The organism is Blastococcus colisei, from assembly GCF_006717095.1.
Lineage (GTDB): Bacteria > Actinomycetota > Actinomycetes > Mycobacteriales > Geodermatophilaceae > Blastococcus_B > Blastococcus_B colisei.
Genome location: NZ_VFQE01000004.1, coordinates 21303 through 36274 on the forward strand (window position 1 = coordinate 21303; position 14972 = coordinate 36274).

Genomic DNA, 14972 nt, shown 5'->3' on the forward strand with positions numbered 1-14972 from the left:
CACCCTTCGGAGGGAGACGACCGGTTCCGCCGGGGACTCTGCGCAGCTCGAGGCCCACCCCCGCACGGTGGCGCCGGCAGTCAGGTCAGCCGACGAAGATCGGTGACCACGCCCCGGTGAGCACGCTCAGGGTGACCGCGAGAGCGCAGACGAGCACGGCACCGGCCACGAACCCGGCGTCGCGGGGGTGCAGCCGCGACCCCCGGGCATTGGTCCGCGCGATCCCCGAGTCGAAGCCGCGGGCGTCCATCGCCGTCGCCAGGCGCGAGCCCCGCCGGACCGCACCGACCAGCAGCGTGAAGGCGATACCTCCGAGCAGGCGGGCCTGGGCGACGGGATTGCGTCCGGCCTCGACGCCACGGGTGCGCCGCGCGAGCCGGACCGACTCGAACTCCGCGACCAGCAGAGGAGCCAGCCGCAGCGCGGCCAGGGCCCCGAATGCGAAGCGCGTGGACACCCGCCAGTGGATGGTGAGCGCATCGGCCAGCCGGACCGGATCGGTCGAAGCGACCAGGAGCACGCCGGGCAGCGCGAGGCCGACGACGCGCAACCCGAGCCCCACCCCGGTGACCAGGGTCGCCTCGTTCGAGAGCAGCACGTTGACCAGGCCGACGGAGCCGGCGCCCAGGACGAGCGGCCAGGTCCGCCGCCAGAGGCCGCGCAGATCGGTCAGTCCGGCCGCCGGGAGGAGGCACAGCTCGGCGGCCACCACGACGGCCGGGGTGACGACGTCCAGGCTGGTGAGGAGCACCAGCGTGACGACGGCCATCGCGCTGAGCTGGGCGACCGGGTTGATCCGGCCCAGGCGCGTGTCGGGCACCGGGCCCAGCGACAGGGACGCCGTCACAGCGCCCCCCGTTCGACTCCGGACTCGTTCCGCTCCTCGCTCGCTGTCCCCCGCAAGCGGGAGGTGCCGCCAGCCTGCGGCGATGCTCGCTCGCCCGTCGTTCTCACAGCGCGAGCCGGCCGTCGGCGAGGACTGCCACCAGGTCGGCGTCGTGGGTGACCACGGCGACGGCGCAACCGGCCGCCCGCTGCTCGGCCAGCAGCGTCACGAGCTCGCGCCAGGTGGCGGCGTCCTGTCCGAACGTCGGCTCGTCGAGGACGAGCACGCGTGGCGCGGTCGCCAGCGCCGTGGCCACCGAGAGCCGGCGCTGCTGGCCGCCGGACAGCGTGTACGGGTTGGCGTCGGCGAACGCGGTCAGTCCCAGCCGCTCGAGCAGCTCGTCGGCGGTGGCCCGTGCCGCGGCGGCGTGCTCGCCCGAGCGGAGGGGGCCCAGCGCCAGCTCGTCGCGGAGCCGCCCGGTGAGGAACTGCTGCTCCGGATGCTGGAACACGGTGCCGATGCGGCTGACCAGCTCGCCGGCCCGCCACCGATGTGGCTCGTCGTACCCGTTGCGCACGGTGCCGGTCAGCTCGTCCGACGCCGTCACCCGGCCGGTGGTGGGCGCCCGGAGCCCGGCCAGGAGGAGCGCCAGCGTGGACTTGCCCGTCCCGTTGGGGCCGGTCACCGCCAACGCCCGGCCGGCCCGGAGTGCCGTCGTCGTCGGGGGAAGCGCCGGGCCCGGGCTGCCGCGGTAGGTGAACCCGGCCGCCTGCGCGGCGAGCAGGACCGGTCCGTCCGGTGCGGCCGGCAGCTGCAGCCCGGCCGTGCGGGGGACCGGCCGCCAACCTGCCGGGTGCTCCACGACCCCACCGGGCACCACCTCGACCACCCGGTCCACCAGGGGGAGCCAGGGCTGCGCGTCGTGGTCGACGACGAGCACGGTCGCGGTGCGGTCGGCGGTCGCGCGGGCCACGGCCGACCGGACGAGCGCCGCCCCGTCCGGGTCGAGCTGGGCGGTCGGCTCGTCCAGCAGCAGCAACCCGGGACGACGGGCCAGGGCTCCGGCCAGCACCAGCCGCTGCTTCTCCCCTCCGGAGAGCGCCTGGGTGGGACGGTCGCGCCCGTGGGGAAAGCCGACCGCCGCCAGCGCCTCGTCGACCCGCGGCCAGATCCCCTCCGGTGGGAGGCCGGCGTTCTCCACTCCGAAGGCGACGTCGTCCCCGGCCCGGGTCATGACCAGCTGGCTGTCGGGGTCCTGCGCGAGCAGGCCCAGCCGGCCGCGGGCGGCGTGCGGAGCCCCGCCGTCGACGGTGAGCTCTCCGGCCACCTCGGTGCCCTCGGCGTCGAGGATGCCGGCCAGCGCGGCGAGCAGCGTCGACTTCCCCGCACCGGAGGCGCCGGTGAGCAGGATCCGCTCCCCGGGCTCGACGACGAGGTCGACGCCGGTCAGTGCCCAGGCCCGCCGCGAAGGGTGACGGACGCCCAGGCCCCGCGCGACGAGGCGCACGGGGCCGGCGTCCGCCCGGATCGGCGACGGACCACGCGTGGTGGTCACCGGGGGCGCGTCAGACGCGGGTGCGGCCCGAGGCGAAGGAGCCCAGCGCCCCGGTCCGGGCCATCGCGCGGACCAGCAGCAGGCCCACGACACCGGCCAGCAGCACGCTGGAGAGGACGGTGGCCAGCGTGTACGGGAGCGTGAACGCCCAGAGCGGGTACTCGCCGGACACCGGGTAGTACAGGCTCAGGTCCAGGATCGACGTCGACAGGCCGGCGGTCACCGCGGCGAGGATCGCCGTCCCCCAGCCGAAGGTGCGGTAGCGCGTGAGCAGGAAGCCGAGCTCGGCGCCGGCGCCCTGGACCAGGCCGTAGACCACGATGATCCCGCCGTACGGCGAGCCCAGGAGCAGGCTGACCGCGGCGGCGAGGGTCGAGGCGAAGATCGCCGCCCCCGGGCGGCGCACCATCAGCCCGGCGACGACGCCGGGCATGAGGAAGACACCGTTGAGCAGGCCCTTGATCGGCGGGAAGAAGTCCAGCGGCGTGGAGACCACCTCCGCGAACAAATTCCAGCCCCAGAAGACGACGCCGAACGCGACGCCCAGGACGGCGGTGACGACGATGTCGACGGTGCGCCAGCGGACGGGCTTCTCGTACCCGGCATCGACGGACGACGGACGGACGGCCTGATCGGCCATGACTTTCCTCCAGACTCCCTGCGCCGGCATGACCCGGATCAGGTTCGAGGGTCTGCGGTTGCCCGCACTCTCAGCGCCGTAGCGCTCCCCTGCTGCGTGTGTTCGGTTGTGCCGTCGACCATAACCCCTGCCGCGCTCACCGGTGCCGCCCCGTGGTCGCCGGTACCGCCCTGCACCGCGGTACCGGCCACTGCACGGCGGTCTCCACGGCCGACTCGGGCCCTCCTGGCCGCGCACGGCTCACCGCACTCGCCGGGCCGCCGCCACCAGTTCGCCGATCCGGCGGGCGTGGGCGCCGGCCCAGTAGACCCGGCCGCAGGCCCTGCACCGCGCGAACTCCTCGAAGCTCCGCAGCGTGCCCGGCTCCAGCCGGTGGGCGACCTCCTCCTTGGCGACCGGCTGCAGCGGCCCTCCGCAGGCGGTGCAGCGGGTCAGGGGCGCGAGGACGGGGGCGAAGCGATCCAGGACGTCGGCGAGCGGGTCGTCGGGGTCGCTGCCGCGCACCAGGGCTCCCCGGGTCAGTGCTCGGCGCATCAGCAGCCCGCGATCCTGGGTGAGCAGCGCCCGGTGCTCGGTGACCGCGCGGTCGACGAGCTCCGGGTCGTCGGCATCGTTGGACCACGCCGCGTCCAGGCCGAGCAGGCGCAGCCGGCGGGCCAGGGCGCCGAGACCGACGTCCAGCAGGAAGCCGCCGGTCGCCGATGGCTCGGGGCGGGCTCGCTCGACGACCTCGATGGAGCCACCGGGGCGGGCCCGCGCGCCGGCCGGCACGGGTTCGCCGTCCAGCCGGAGCGCGCCCACCTCGCTCAGGGGCACTCCGGCGGACTGCACGACGTGGCCGACGGTGGCGTCGGGGTCGAAGCGCAGTCGCCGCATACCAGCGTGCCGGTCCCGCCTGGGGAGCAGGAAGCGCAGCGGCACCGGGACGACGACATCGACGTCCTGCGGTCCTGACCGTTCGTCCATGGCGGGCCGCTACCCTCCTTCACCGGAATACTTGAAGCATCAAGCAACTTGGTGCACGATGACCGCGCCATCGACCGCCAGGAGCCCGCCATGCCCGTGCAGCGCCTCAACCATGCCGTCCTGTACGTGCGCGACGTCGAGCGCAGCCACGCGTTCTACCGCGACGTCCTGGGCTTCCGTGCGAAGACGGAGATCCCGGGTGCCGCAGTCTTCCTCCAGGCGGAGGGCTCGACCAACGACCACGATCTGGGCCTGTTCCAGATCGGCGCGGGCGCGGGCCCGTCGGAGGCCGGGCGCCGGACCGTGGGCCTCTACCACCTGGCGTGGGAGGTCGACACCCTCGCCGAGCTGTCCCGGATCCGCGATGCGCTGCTGCGGGCCGGTGCGCTCGTCGGCGCCTCCGACCACGTCACCACCAAGGCGCTCTACGCCCAGGACCCCGACGGCATCGAATTCGAGGTCTCGTGGCTGCTGCCGGCCGCGCTGATCACCCCCGAGGTCACCGGCGGCGCGGCGATGACCGCGCCGCTGGACCTCGAGCGGGAGATCGAGCGCTACGGCGCGCAGACCCGCGGCGGCGTGGGCGTCTCCGTCCCGGCCTGACCTGACCGCCCGAGTGAGCCTGTCGCACAAAGCGCGCCTGATTGATGATCATCCTGGGCGGCGGGAGACTGGGGTATGCCGCAGAACTTCATCCGCGGGGATGTCGATCAGGGGTTCCTGCTGCCGCCGGATGTGCGGGATTGGCTGCCCGACGGGGAGCTGGCCTGGACGGTCAAGGATGCGGTGGACTCGTTCGACCTGTCGGGGTTCAAGCGCTCGTATCGGGCCAACGGGCAGGGCGCGGCGGCGTTCGACCCGGCGCTGATGGTGGCGGTGCTGCTGTACGCGCACGCGGTCGGGGTGCGCTCGTCGCGGGCGATCGAGCGGCACTGTGTCCGCGATGTGGCGTTCCGGGTGCTGGCCGGCAATCGGGTGCCCGATCACGCCACGATCGCCCGGTTCGTCACGCGTCACCGCCAGCCGCTGCAGGAGCTGTTCGCGCAGGTGCTGCGGGTGTGTCACGAGGCCGGGATGGTGCGGCTGGGCGTGATCGCGGTGGACGGGACGAAGATCGCCGCGAACGCCTCCTGGTCGAAGAACCACACCTCGGCGTCGCTGGCCCACCAGGTCGCCGAGGAGCAGGCCCGCTACGACCAGCTGGCCGCCGAGCTGCTCGACGAACAGACGCGCATCGACGCGGCCGAGGACGCCGAACACGGCGACGACCGCGGGGATGAGCTGCCACCGCCGCTGCGCCGGCGGGCCGAGCGGTTGGCTCGACTGAAGGAGGCCAAGCAGCGCCTGGACGACGAGCAGGCCGCGGCCGTGGCCGAGCAGGAGGTGAGGAAGGCCGAGTGGCAGCGCCGCAAGGACGCCGGCACCCGCCGCGGCGCCCAACCGGGCGAGCATCCACCGGGCCGCAATCCGGACAAGGACAAGCCGCCGCGGGCCAACGCCACCGATCCGGACTCGCGGACGATGCGGGGCGGGCGGGGGCTGGTGCAGGGCTACAACGCCCAGGCCGCGGTCACCGAAGACCAGCTCATCGTCGGCCAGACGCTGACCCAGGCGGCCACCGACGCCCATCAGCTGTTTCCCGTCCTCGATGACGCCGCCGAGCAGCTGAACCAGGCCGGCATCGAGGAGACGCCCGACACCTGGGTCGCCGACGCCGGCTACGCCAACGAGGAGACCTTCACCGAGGCCGAGACCCGCGGCCTGCGCCTGCTGGCCCCGATGATCAGCGACGAACGCCGCGCCGCCGGCGAGGACCCCGCCGGGGACAAACCGCTGACCTCCCGCCCGGCCACCGCCCGCGCCCAGGACAGGCTGCGCACCCCCGAAGGCACGGAGAAATACGCCCTCCGAGGACGCACGGTCGAACCGGTCTTCGGCCAGATCAAAGACCGGCAGGGACTACGCCAGCTCCTCCGCCGCGGCCTGCAGAACGCCAAGACCGAGTGGTCGCTGGCCTGCACCGTGCACAACCTGCGCAAGATCCACGCCCACCGGCTGGCCACCGCCTGATCCGGGGGCGGCCGGCACCGCCGACAGCGCTGACCGGGCCACTATCCCCGCTCCCGACCACCATCAACCGGCGCCCGCCCCCCGACTCACAGCGCAACATCACCCAGCGATGCACCGCGGCGGCTCATCCGCCACCGTTCGCGCGACAGGCTCGAGTGGCAGTTATGGCCATAAGCGCCACTCGCGCGACAGATATGGCCATAACTGCCGTTCGGCACGGCGTCAGCTGGCGAGGACCTGCGGCGAGGTGACCTTCAGGTGCGCGTTCGCCCATCGGGTGATCCGTAGCGACTCCGGGTGGCAGCGCTCGGCGATGTCGAGCAGCTCCTGCTCCTTGGCCCCCTGAGCGCCCTGCGCGAGCAGCTCCCAGTCCACCGAGGTGCCCGCCGCCTCCCGGTACAGGTGCCGCAGGTCGGCGAGCAGCAGCAGGCCGGGCGCCGAGCGGCGTCCGGTGAGGACCGAGGCGCGCTGCTTCATGGCGGAGAGCAGGCCGGGGTCCTCCGACGCCTCCGGGTCCAGGTCCAGGCCGAAGTCCCGTCCGATCCTGGCGAGATCGGCCACGTGCTCGCGCGACCACTTCGCCATGTCGCGGGTGACGTAGAAGACCTCGTGGTCGGCCTTGTGCTTGTCCGACATGGACGTCAGCACGGTGACCAGGTGGTTCTCCGAGCGGTGCAGTTCCTCGATGGCCATGTCGAGCTTCATCGCCGGTCTCCCGTCGTCACCAGTTCCTCGGCCAGGGCGGCGTCGCCACCCGTCGTGGGCGGCACCGAACCGGTGACCGGGGCGGAGCCCGTCGTCGTCGGAGCGGCGGAGACCTGGCCCTTCGCCTTGGAGATCCGCTCCACCGCCGCTGCCGCGGTCTTGAAGATCGGCTGCTTCGACACCGGGTCCCAGTCGGTCAGGGTGAGTTCGTTGGCCGCCCGGCCGTCGCGCTTCTTCTTCGGCTGGGAGCCGTCCTCGGTGTCCCAGTAGCCGTAGTGGAACGGCAGGAAGAGCGCTCCCGGCCGGATGCCGCTGACCCGGAGCCGGGCCTCCACCCGGCCGCGCGGAGTCGTGATCCTGAGCAGGTCGCCCTCGGTGAACCCGCGGTCGGCGGCGTCGCCGGCCGCCATCTCCACCCAGACCTCCGGCGCGGCGGCGTTCAACTGCGGCGCCCGCCCGGTCTTCGTGCGGGTGTGGAAGTGGTACAGCGTGCGCCCGGTCATCAGCTGGAACGGGTACTGCTGGCTCGGCAGTTCGTGCGGGCCGATGTACTCGGCCGCCTTGAGCACCGCCCTGCCGGTCGGGTTCATCGCCTTGTACTCGGTCTCCTCGACCGGGGCGCCGGTGATCATGTCCCGGCCGTAGCTCTCGCAGTAGTCCGGGTGCGCCCAGAACCTTCCGTCCTCGTAGATGCGCTCGGTGCCGTCGGGATGCTCGTCGTTGCAGGGCCACTGGATGCCGCTGCCGCCGCGCAGCTTGTCGTAGGACATGCCGGTGTAGTCGCACGGCCGGCCGCGGCTGCACTCCTTCCAGCCTTCGAAGGCGCCCTCGGCGTCGCTCCACTTCACCAGCGGAGCGCCGTCCTTGTCCTCCAGCCCCATCCGGTGGGCGAAGTCGATGAGGATGTCCAGGTCGGCCTTCGCCTCGCCAGGCGGCTCCACCGCCTTGTCCGAGATGTGCACCGTGCGGTCGACGTTGGTGAAAGTCCCCGTCTTCTCGCCCCACGTGGCGGCGGGCAGGACGACGTCGGCGAGCTGGGCGGTCTCGGACAGGAAGATGTCCTGGACGACGAGGAACAGCCGGTCCTGAGCCAGGATCTCCCGGATCCGGCGGAGCTCGGGCAGCGAGACCGCCGGGTTGGTGGCGGTCACGTACAGGAAGCGGATCGAGCCCTCTTCCATGTACCGCAGCTGCTGCATGATGTGCGTCGGCGGCGAGTAGTGCGGGATCTGCATCGGGTCGATGTTCCAGACCCGCGCGAGGTCGGCGATGTGCTCGTCGTTCTCCCAGTTGCGGAACGCCGGCAGGTCGCCGTCCGCCCCCGCTTCGCGGGTGTTCTCCGCGGTGGGCTGGCCGTTCATCTGCAGGATGCCGCAGCCGGGCTTGCCCAGCATGCCGCGGATCACGTTGATGTTGTTGACGCTCACGGCGGCGGCCGACGCCTGGTGCGCCTGGTAGAAGCCCTGCAGGACGGTGGACAGCAGTCGCTCGGCCTGGCCGAGGATGCGGGCCGCCTCCCGGATCTGCTCGGCCGGGACGTCGCACACCTCCGCGGCCAGCTCGGGGGTGTAGCCCTTCATCTGCTTCTCGAGCTCGGCGAAGCCGACGGTGTGGGCCTCGACGTACTCCCGGTCGATCCAGCCGTTCTCGATGATCTCGTGGATCAGCGCGTTCATCAGCATGACGTTCGTGCCCGGCCGCGGGGCGAGGTGCACGGTGGCCGCGCGGGCGACCGGGGTCTCCCGCGGGTCGACGCAGATCACCTTCGGCGGGTTGGGCCCGGCCAGCCGGTCGAGCACGCGGGTCCACAGCACGGTCTGCGTCTCGGCCATGTTGTGCCCGTACAGCGCTATGACGTCGGCGTGGTCGATGTCGGTGTAGGAGCCGGGCTGGCCGTCGCAGGCGAACGTCTCCTTGAGCGCCGCCGCCGCGGTGGCGGTGCACAGCCGGGTGTTGCCGTCGACGTGGTTGGTGCCGATGCCGCCGTGGGCGATCAGGCCGAGCGTGTAGTACTCCTCCAGGAACAGCTGCCCGGTGGTGTAGAAGCTGATCGCGCTGGGCCCCTGCTCCTCGAGCAGCTCCTTGGCCCGGCCCGCCACGGCGTCCATCGCGGTGTCCCAGTCGGTCTCGACCAGCTTGCCCTTGCGCCGGATCAGCGGCTTCGTCAACCGGTCGGGCGAGTGGTTGGCCTGCCAGCCGAACAGGTCCTTGGGTCCGAGCCGGCCGTGGTTGACCCGGTCGACCTCCCGGCCGCGGACACCGACGATCCGCTCGTCCTTCACGGCGATGTCCAGCGCATCGCCGTTCGAGTGCAGGATCGTCGCCGACTGGACCCATCGGTCCACGTCGTCCTCGGTGAGGCCGTCGGCCAGGTAGGAGTCCACCCGGGTCGGCCAGGTCTCTCCTGGTCCGTACGGGGTCCGACTGCCCCACGGTTCGGCGATCCGGTCGATCCTGCCCATGACGTCTCCCAACTGTTGCTGTCCGGCAACCGATCGCCAGTCTGGCCCTGTCGCCACCGGTTCGCAGGTCCATCCGGACGCATCAGACGAGGCCCGGCTGGGCAGGACCGCAGGACGACCGACCCGTCCGTCAGGAGGCCCCCGTGACCGCGCCCACCGCCCGTCCGCTCGCCCTCGTCACCGGAGCCTCGAGTGGCATCGGCCGCGAGCTGGCCAAGCAGTTCGCCGAGAACGGGTTCGACCTCATCGCCGCCGCAGAGGACGTCGAGCTCGACGACGCCGTCGAGGAACTCCGTGGGATGGGCGCGACCGTGGCCCCGGTCAGTGTCGACCTCACCAGGCCCGACGACGTCGAGCGCCTGGCCGCCGCGGTGCGGGGCGCCGGCCGCCCACTCGACGCCGCTGTGCTGAATGCCGGTGTGGGGGTCGGCGGGGCCTTCGTCGACACCGATCTGGACCGGGAGCTGGAGATCGTCGATCTCAACTGCCGGTCCACCGTGCACCTGGCCAAGCGGGTCGTCCAGGACATGGTCGCGCGCGGGGAGGGCCGGATCCTGTTCACCTCGTCGATCGCCTCCCAGGCGCCCGAGCCGTTCCAGGCGGTCTACGCCGCCTCCAAGTCGTTCGTCCAGTTCTTCGCCCTGGCACTGCGCGAGGAGCTGACCGACACCGGGGTCACGGTGACCGCGCTGCTCCCCGGCCCCACGGAGACCGAGTTCTTCGACCGCGGCGACCTGACCGACACCAAGCTGGGCGCCTCCGACAAGAAGGACGACCCGGCGCTGGTCGCGCGCCAGGGCTACGAGGGCCTCATGAAGGGCGAGGCGTCGGTGTTCGCCGGGTCGCTGTCGAGCAAGGTGATGGGCAAGCTGTCCGCCGTCCTGCCGGACTCGCTCGCGGGCAAGGCGCACAAGCCGATGACCCGGCCCGGCTCGGCGGAGGACTGAGCCGCTCGGACACCATCGGGGCGGGCCGACCCCGGACCTGGAACCGATCGACCCCGTCGTCCGGGACGCCGGCCCGTGGCGGCTCCGGCCGTGGCGCCCGGACGACGTCGACGCCGATGCCGTGCTGGTCGGCTCGGCGTTGCTGCACTCGATCGACCGGCTGCAGGACGACGCGCAGATCGGCTACTGGACGGCGCCGGCCGGGAGGGGACGAGGAGTGGCGACCGAGGCGGTCCGCCGCTGGGCGTACGGCGCCTTGCCCGTCGACCGCATCGAGTTCTGCCACGCGGTCGAGAACGCCGCCTCGCCGGCCGGGTTGCGGAGAAGGCCGGCTTCGCCCTCGAGGGCGCGCTGCGGCGGTCCTACCGCTACGGCGACGGCGTGAAGCACGACGAGCGGCTGTGGGCGCGGCTCTCCGACGACCCGCCGTCGGCGCCCGGCACCGGCGGCTGACCCCACCCCGTCACGAGCGCCAGGCCGGTCGGACCAGGTGCTCGCCCGCGGACGAGCGCACCCGCTCCACCATGTGCCGGAGCCGCCGTCCGCGGGGCTCGTGGTCGCGGGCCGGCCGGGGTCTGGGCCCGCCGCGCAGCGCGGCGCCGAGCAACCGGCGCAGCGCGACGATGACGGCGGCGGTGAGGATCACCTGCCAGTTCGGCTCACCGGCCAGCCGCAGCAGCCCCGCGGCGAGGAGCAGGTCCAGCAGCACGCCCAGCGCGGTGGCCGGGCGGCGCGTTCCCACGAGGGCCAGTGCACCAGCGGCCAGGGCCGCTGCAGCGACGGCGTGCGAGGACCACAGCACGACGTCGCTCAGGAGGCCGGTCACACCGTCGCGCCCCGGTGGCCGTGCGAGGTGACGTCGGCCCGCTCGCCGTCTGCCTGGTCCTCCTCGACCTGCCGGCGTTCCTCGGCGATCTCCTTGGAGAGGAAGTAGTTCAGCGCGGTCCGGATGGTCGCCACGGCGGCGAGCTGGCCGAGTTCCTCCCAGCTGGGTGCGACCGCCGTCTTCAGCACGTCACTCGCGAGCTGGAACTCCAGGCCGAGCGCCAGGAATCTGCCGAGGGTCAGCCGGACGGGGACGAAGGCCGCCGTGGTCCGTCGGCGTACCCCGACCCAGGCGAAGCGGGCGAAGGCCCACACCGCCCCGATGATGATGATCGCGGCGCCGCAGGCCTCCACGATCACGACCAGGACATTGACGACCTCCGCGAGCAACTCTTCCACGGCGGGCACCTACCCGTGCGTCCTGCCGGTAGACCTAGAGGTCGACGGTCACGCCCTGGTCGGCCAGCGCCATCGCGACGTCGGGGCGCATCGGGGTGAGGCCGGCACCGGCGAGGACGACGTCCCGCACGAAGGTGTGCCACAGGTGGGCCCGGCGGATCATGCTGTGCCCGCCGGCCACGGTGAAGCGGGCGACGTGGGCCCCGGCGTCCCGGGCCCGCCCGGCGAACTCGGCCGAGAGCGCGGCCGGCACCCAGCGGTCACCCCGGCCGTGCAGGATCACCACCGTCGCGCCGCGGAGGTGGGCCACCGGCTCCCCGGGCGGCGTCCACGGCGCGAGCGCACAGACCGCGCGGACCTGTGGCTCCCCGCCGGCGCGGAGCACGGCCCGGCCGCCCATCGAGTGGCCCACGAGCACGATGGGCACGTCCCCGTGCTCGGCGCGGATCCGGTCCAGGGCCCAACCGACGTCGGCGTGCGCGTCGGCCGCCATGCCGTTCCAGCCGGCCACGCGGTACCTCAGCAGGCAGGTGGTGAGCCCCCGGTCCGCCGCGGCGGCGGACACGAACTGCTCGACCGTCCGCATCCGGACCAGCGAGAGCGCCCGCTCGCGGGGCGGCTCGATGCTCGCCACCGTCCCGCCGTGGCAGAACAAGGCGACGGCGGTGGTCGCGCCGGCGGCGGGCCGCACCTCCAGGCGCGGTTCGGTCACCGCCGTCGTCCTCCGCGGAGGGTCGCCCGCGCGCGGTCGCCGAGGTCACCGGCCTTGAGCAGCGCACTGCTCACCGTCGACGGGCCGCGGCGCCGCTCGAGGGCCCGTCCGACGCGGCGCAGCAGGCCGGTGGTGAGCGGGACGACGACGGTGAGGATCAGCCACATGCGCAGCCGGCGGGTGAAGAAGAGCCACATGACCGGCACTCTGCCCCGTGACCGCCGTGGGGAACCGCCGGTCGACGATCGCCTCAGGTCGGTGACCGACCGGAACGCGCCCACCACAGCTGCCGCCAGGGCCGGTGGCAGCGGCGACCGGGGTGGCCGCTGAAGCAGCCAACGCACCGCGAGAGAAGCCGGGAGTTCGACGAGACCCCGAAGGCACAGCGGCCGAACCGGGCACGCGCCGGCGGATCGGTCCATCACGCTTGGTGAAGGAAAACTAGCGCCGAGTTATCACGGGTGTGTAACAACGAGTTATGGCACTGTTGCTTTGAGTGATCGCAAACTGGGAGATTGCCTCTGGCTCGCTCATGATCACCAACGACGGTGGGGTCTGCTGTGGCTGGAAAACTGCTTGCCCGTGGGACGTGGCGCCGACCGGGGGCGCGCCTGGCCCGCTCGACGACGGTGGTGGTCGCGGCCGCCGCGGTGGTGGCCGGGTCGGCCACGGGGGTGCTGGCCGCGCCCGCGTCGGCGCCGGTGGCGTCGGTGGCGATGAACGAGTCGTTGACGCCGGTGCTGCGGGGTGAGGCAACGGCGGCCGGTACGGGGTCGGAGTCGATCCGCTTCTGGGCGCGGACGGTCGGTGCGAGCGGCTGGGATCTGCTGGACGGGTTCTCGGTCGCCGGCAGCACCGCAGGCACCAAGCGGGTGGTGACCGATCAGCTGGCGATCGGGGAGCCGTTCGAGTACCAGGTCGCGCACTGCGACGACACCGGCTGCACCTCCTCGGACGTGCAGACCGGGCACGTCAGCCCGGATCTGGCCGCTGGCGCCCGGCCGGGGGCGACGAGGGTGCCGTTCACGGTCGGCGACCGCATCCCCGCGCAGGTGGACGTCGGCACCGGCAACCTGCTGGTCGCCACGACCCAGCTGTCCCTGCCGCGGGTGGCCGGCTCGCTGGATCTGGGGCTGGCCTATAACGGGCTGACGCTGGCGCCGGGATCCCGGTTCGACTCCGCGATCAGCCCCGGGTGGCGGTTCTCCACCGGCTCCGACGTGCGGGTGAAGGAGAACTCGGGCGCGAGGGTGACCGTCTACGGGCCGAACGGCTTGACCGGCACGTTCTTCGGGCAGTCCGGCTCGTCGACCGCCTACACCGCGCCCGGCACGATGAAGGCGACGCTGACCGCCCGCTCTCCGGGCGGCACCGACGGCTGGACCCTCACGCAGCACGACTCCGGCGACGTCTACTGGTTCGGTGGGGACGGCCGGCTGACCGAGCTGCGCGACCGCAACGGCAACACCACCACCTTCACCTACGCCGGCGGTGCGCTGACCGAGATCGCGGCCGACCAGGGCGACGTCGATGCCCGGACGGTCGAGGTGCAGGCCGACGGCTCCACCGGCCGCATCACCGGCCTGTTCCAGTCGCCGAACTACTCCCAGTACCGCTCGGTCTCCTACGACTACGACAGCAACGGCCGACTGGCGTCGATCACCGACGTGCTGGGCCGCACGACCAGCTTCGGCTACAGCAGCGCCGGGGACCTGTCCTCGATCACCGCGCCGGGCGGGGCGGAGACCACCTTTGCCTACGACGCCGGGCACCGGGTCACCACGGTCACCCAGCCGTCGGATGCCGCCGGGGACGCGGTGACGCGTTCCTCCTACGACGCCGGGCAGACGCTGGTCGCCGACCCGAACACCGACCCTGCCCAGGCGGTGCCCGCGGTGCCGCACACCACCTACGCTCTTACCGCTGACGGCATGCTGCTCGCCGAGAAGGCGACCGACCCGACCGGCGCGGAGCGGTCGGCGACGTTCACCCCGTTCCAGGACGTCGCCACAACGAGCAACAGCTCGGGGACCACCACCTTCGGCTACGCGGCCAATGGTGCGGAGTCGCTGACCGGCGTCACCTCGCCCACCGGGGCGGGCAGCTCCTACACCTACGGCAACTCCGCCCCCGCGCAGTACCAGCCCGACTCCGGCACCGACGCCCAGGGCAACACGTCCACCTTCACCTACGACGGCGCCGGCAACGGCCTGAGCGCGGCCAACGCCGGCGGCGCGACCGCGGAGGTCACCCGCAACGCCGACGGCACCGTGGCCACCAGCGTCTCCCCGTCGGGGGCGACGATGACTTACGGCTACGACGCGGACAAGCAGCTGACGTCGATCACCCCGCCGGCGGGCAACAGCCTCGGGAACCGTTCCTACACCTACGACGGCTACGGCCGGATCGCCACCTACACGTCGGGCCGCGGCATCACCGAGACCTACACGTACGACGAGGCCGACCGGGTGCTGGAGGTCGACTTCTCCGACACCACCCCCTCGGTGTCCTACACGTATGACTCCGCCGGCCGGGTGGCCACCCGCGCCGACGCGTCGGGGACGACGACCTACACCTACGACCCGCTGGGCCGGCTCGCCTCCCGGGTGCACACCGCCGGCGGCGGCCTCCTCACCTACGCCTACGACCTTGCCGGCAACCTCGAGGCCGAGACCGACGCCGGCGGCACCACCGAGCACGGCTACGACGACCGCAACCTGCTGACCTCCACCCAGACACCGGACGGGCGGGTCATCGGCTACGGCTACGACACCGACGGCAAGCGCACCGACACCTGGTTCGCCACCGACGACGGGAACACCAGCTGGGCGGCGCACACCCACACCGACTACGACGCCACGGGCC

General features: G+C 72.8%; 15 protein-coding genes and 1 riboswitch. Of the genes, 5 read left to right on the plus strand and 10 right to left on the minus strand.

All coding sequences use genetic code 11. From position 1 onward, the window contains the following. Window positions 1-85: 85 nt before the first annotated feature. The 4 genes from FHU33_RS24605 to FHU33_RS24620 all read right to left on the minus strand — a co-directional run bounded on the left by FHU33_RS24605 (window position 86) and on the right by FHU33_RS24620 (window position 3987). Window positions 86-847: an energy-coupling factor transporter transmembrane component T family protein gene (locus FHU33_RS24605; RefSeq protein WP_211355363.1), complete on the minus strand. Its 762-nt coding sequence runs from the start codon at window positions 845-847 to the stop codon at window positions 86-88. 103 nt (window positions 848-950) lie between these two features. Further along, the gene (locus FHU33_RS24610; protein WP_246064230.1) at window positions 951-2381 is read right to left on the minus strand and encodes an ABC transporter ATP-binding protein; all 1431 of its coding nucleotides are present in this window, start codon (window positions 2379-2381) and stop codon (window positions 951-953) included. Window positions 2382-2391: 10 nt separating this feature from the next. After that, window positions 2392-3021, minus strand: coding sequence for an ECF transporter S component (locus FHU33_RS24615; protein ID WP_142028244.1), 630 nt, complete (start codon window positions 3019-3021; stop codon window positions 2392-2394). Then, window positions 3019-3122: riboswitch (TPP riboswitch) on the minus strand. Its footprint overlaps the gene before it by 3 nt. Before the next feature lie 139 nt (window positions 3123-3261). Then, window positions 3262-3987, minus strand: coding sequence for a Mut7-C RNAse domain-containing protein (locus FHU33_RS24620; protein ID WP_142028245.1), 726 nt, complete (start codon window positions 3985-3987; stop codon window positions 3262-3264). A 90-nt stretch (window positions 3988-4077) separates the two neighbouring features. On the opposite strand from FHU33_RS24620, the gene FHU33_RS24625 reads away from it, so the two are divergent. Both FHU33_RS24625 and FHU33_RS24630 read left to right on the plus strand, forming a co-directional pair. Further along, on the plus strand, window positions 4078-4590 hold the full coding sequence (locus FHU33_RS24625) for a VOC family protein (RefSeq protein WP_142028246.1): 513 nt from the start codon (window positions 4078-4080) through the stop codon (window positions 4588-4590). A 75-nt stretch (window positions 4591-4665) separates the two neighbouring features. Next, window positions 4666-6057: a transposase gene (locus FHU33_RS24630; protein ID WP_142025713.1), complete on the plus strand. Its 1392-nt coding sequence runs from the start codon at window positions 4666-4668 to the stop codon at window positions 6055-6057. Window positions 6058-6279: 222 nt separating this feature from the next. On the opposite strand, the gene FHU33_RS24635 is transcribed toward FHU33_RS24630, so the two are convergent. Both FHU33_RS24635 and FHU33_RS26100 read right to left on the minus strand, forming a co-directional pair. Then, complete coding sequence (locus tag FHU33_RS24635; protein ID WP_142028247.1) at window positions 6280-6762, minus strand: hypothetical protein; 483 nt, start codon at window positions 6760-6762, stop codon at window positions 6280-6282. Then, complete coding sequence (locus FHU33_RS26100; RefSeq protein ID WP_142028248.1) at window positions 6759-9224, minus strand: molybdopterin oxidoreductase family protein; 2466 nt, start codon at window positions 9222-9224, stop codon at window positions 6759-6761. The genes FHU33_RS24635 and FHU33_RS26100 overlap by 4 nt, the downstream gene beginning before the upstream one ends. A gap of 143 nt (window positions 9225-9367) precedes the next feature. On the opposite strand from FHU33_RS26100, the gene FHU33_RS24645 reads away from it, so the two are divergent. Together FHU33_RS24645 and FHU33_RS25590 are read left to right on the plus strand one after the other, a co-directional pair. Then, complete coding sequence (locus FHU33_RS24645; RefSeq protein ID WP_142028249.1) at window positions 9368-10171, plus strand: SDR family NAD(P)-dependent oxidoreductase; 804 nt, start codon at window positions 9368-9370, stop codon at window positions 10169-10171. A 121-nt stretch (window positions 10172-10292) separates the two neighbouring features. Next, window positions 10293-10556: a GNAT family N-acetyltransferase gene (locus FHU33_RS25590; RefSeq protein ID WP_211355364.1), complete on the plus strand. Its 264-nt coding sequence runs from the start codon at window positions 10293-10295 to the stop codon at window positions 10554-10556. A gap of 78 nt (window positions 10557-10634) precedes the next feature. Here the strand turns inward: FHU33_RS25590 and FHU33_RS24655 are convergent, their stop codons facing one another. Genes FHU33_RS24655 through FHU33_RS24670 form a run of 4 tightly spaced genes read right to left on the minus strand, consistent with a single transcriptional unit; the run spans window position 10635 to window position 12304 of the window. Further along, window positions 10635-10997, minus strand: coding sequence for a DUF1622 domain-containing protein (locus FHU33_RS24655; RefSeq protein WP_142028250.1), 363 nt, complete (start codon window positions 10995-10997; stop codon window positions 10635-10637). After that, window positions 10994-11395: a DUF1622 domain-containing protein gene (locus FHU33_RS24660; protein ID WP_142028251.1), complete on the minus strand. Its 402-nt coding sequence runs from the start codon at window positions 11393-11395 to the stop codon at window positions 10994-10996. The genes FHU33_RS24655 and FHU33_RS24660 overlap by 4 nt, the downstream gene beginning before the upstream one ends. 34 nt (window positions 11396-11429) lie before the next feature. Beyond that, window positions 11430-12107, minus strand: coding sequence for an alpha/beta fold hydrolase (locus tag FHU33_RS24665; RefSeq protein ID WP_142028252.1), 678 nt, complete (start codon window positions 12105-12107; stop codon window positions 11430-11432). Then, on the minus strand, window positions 12104-12304 hold the full coding sequence (locus tag FHU33_RS24670; protein WP_142028253.1) for a hypothetical protein: 201 nt from the start codon (window positions 12302-12304) through the stop codon (window positions 12104-12106). The genes FHU33_RS24665 and FHU33_RS24670 overlap by 4 nt, the downstream gene beginning before the upstream one ends. Before the next feature lie 363 nt (window positions 12305-12667). Between FHU33_RS24670 and FHU33_RS24675 the strand changes: the two genes are divergently transcribed. After that, window positions 12668-14972: RHS repeat domain-containing protein (locus FHU33_RS24675; RefSeq protein ID WP_142028254.1), on the plus strand; the 2305-nt coding region annotated here is incomplete at its 3' end.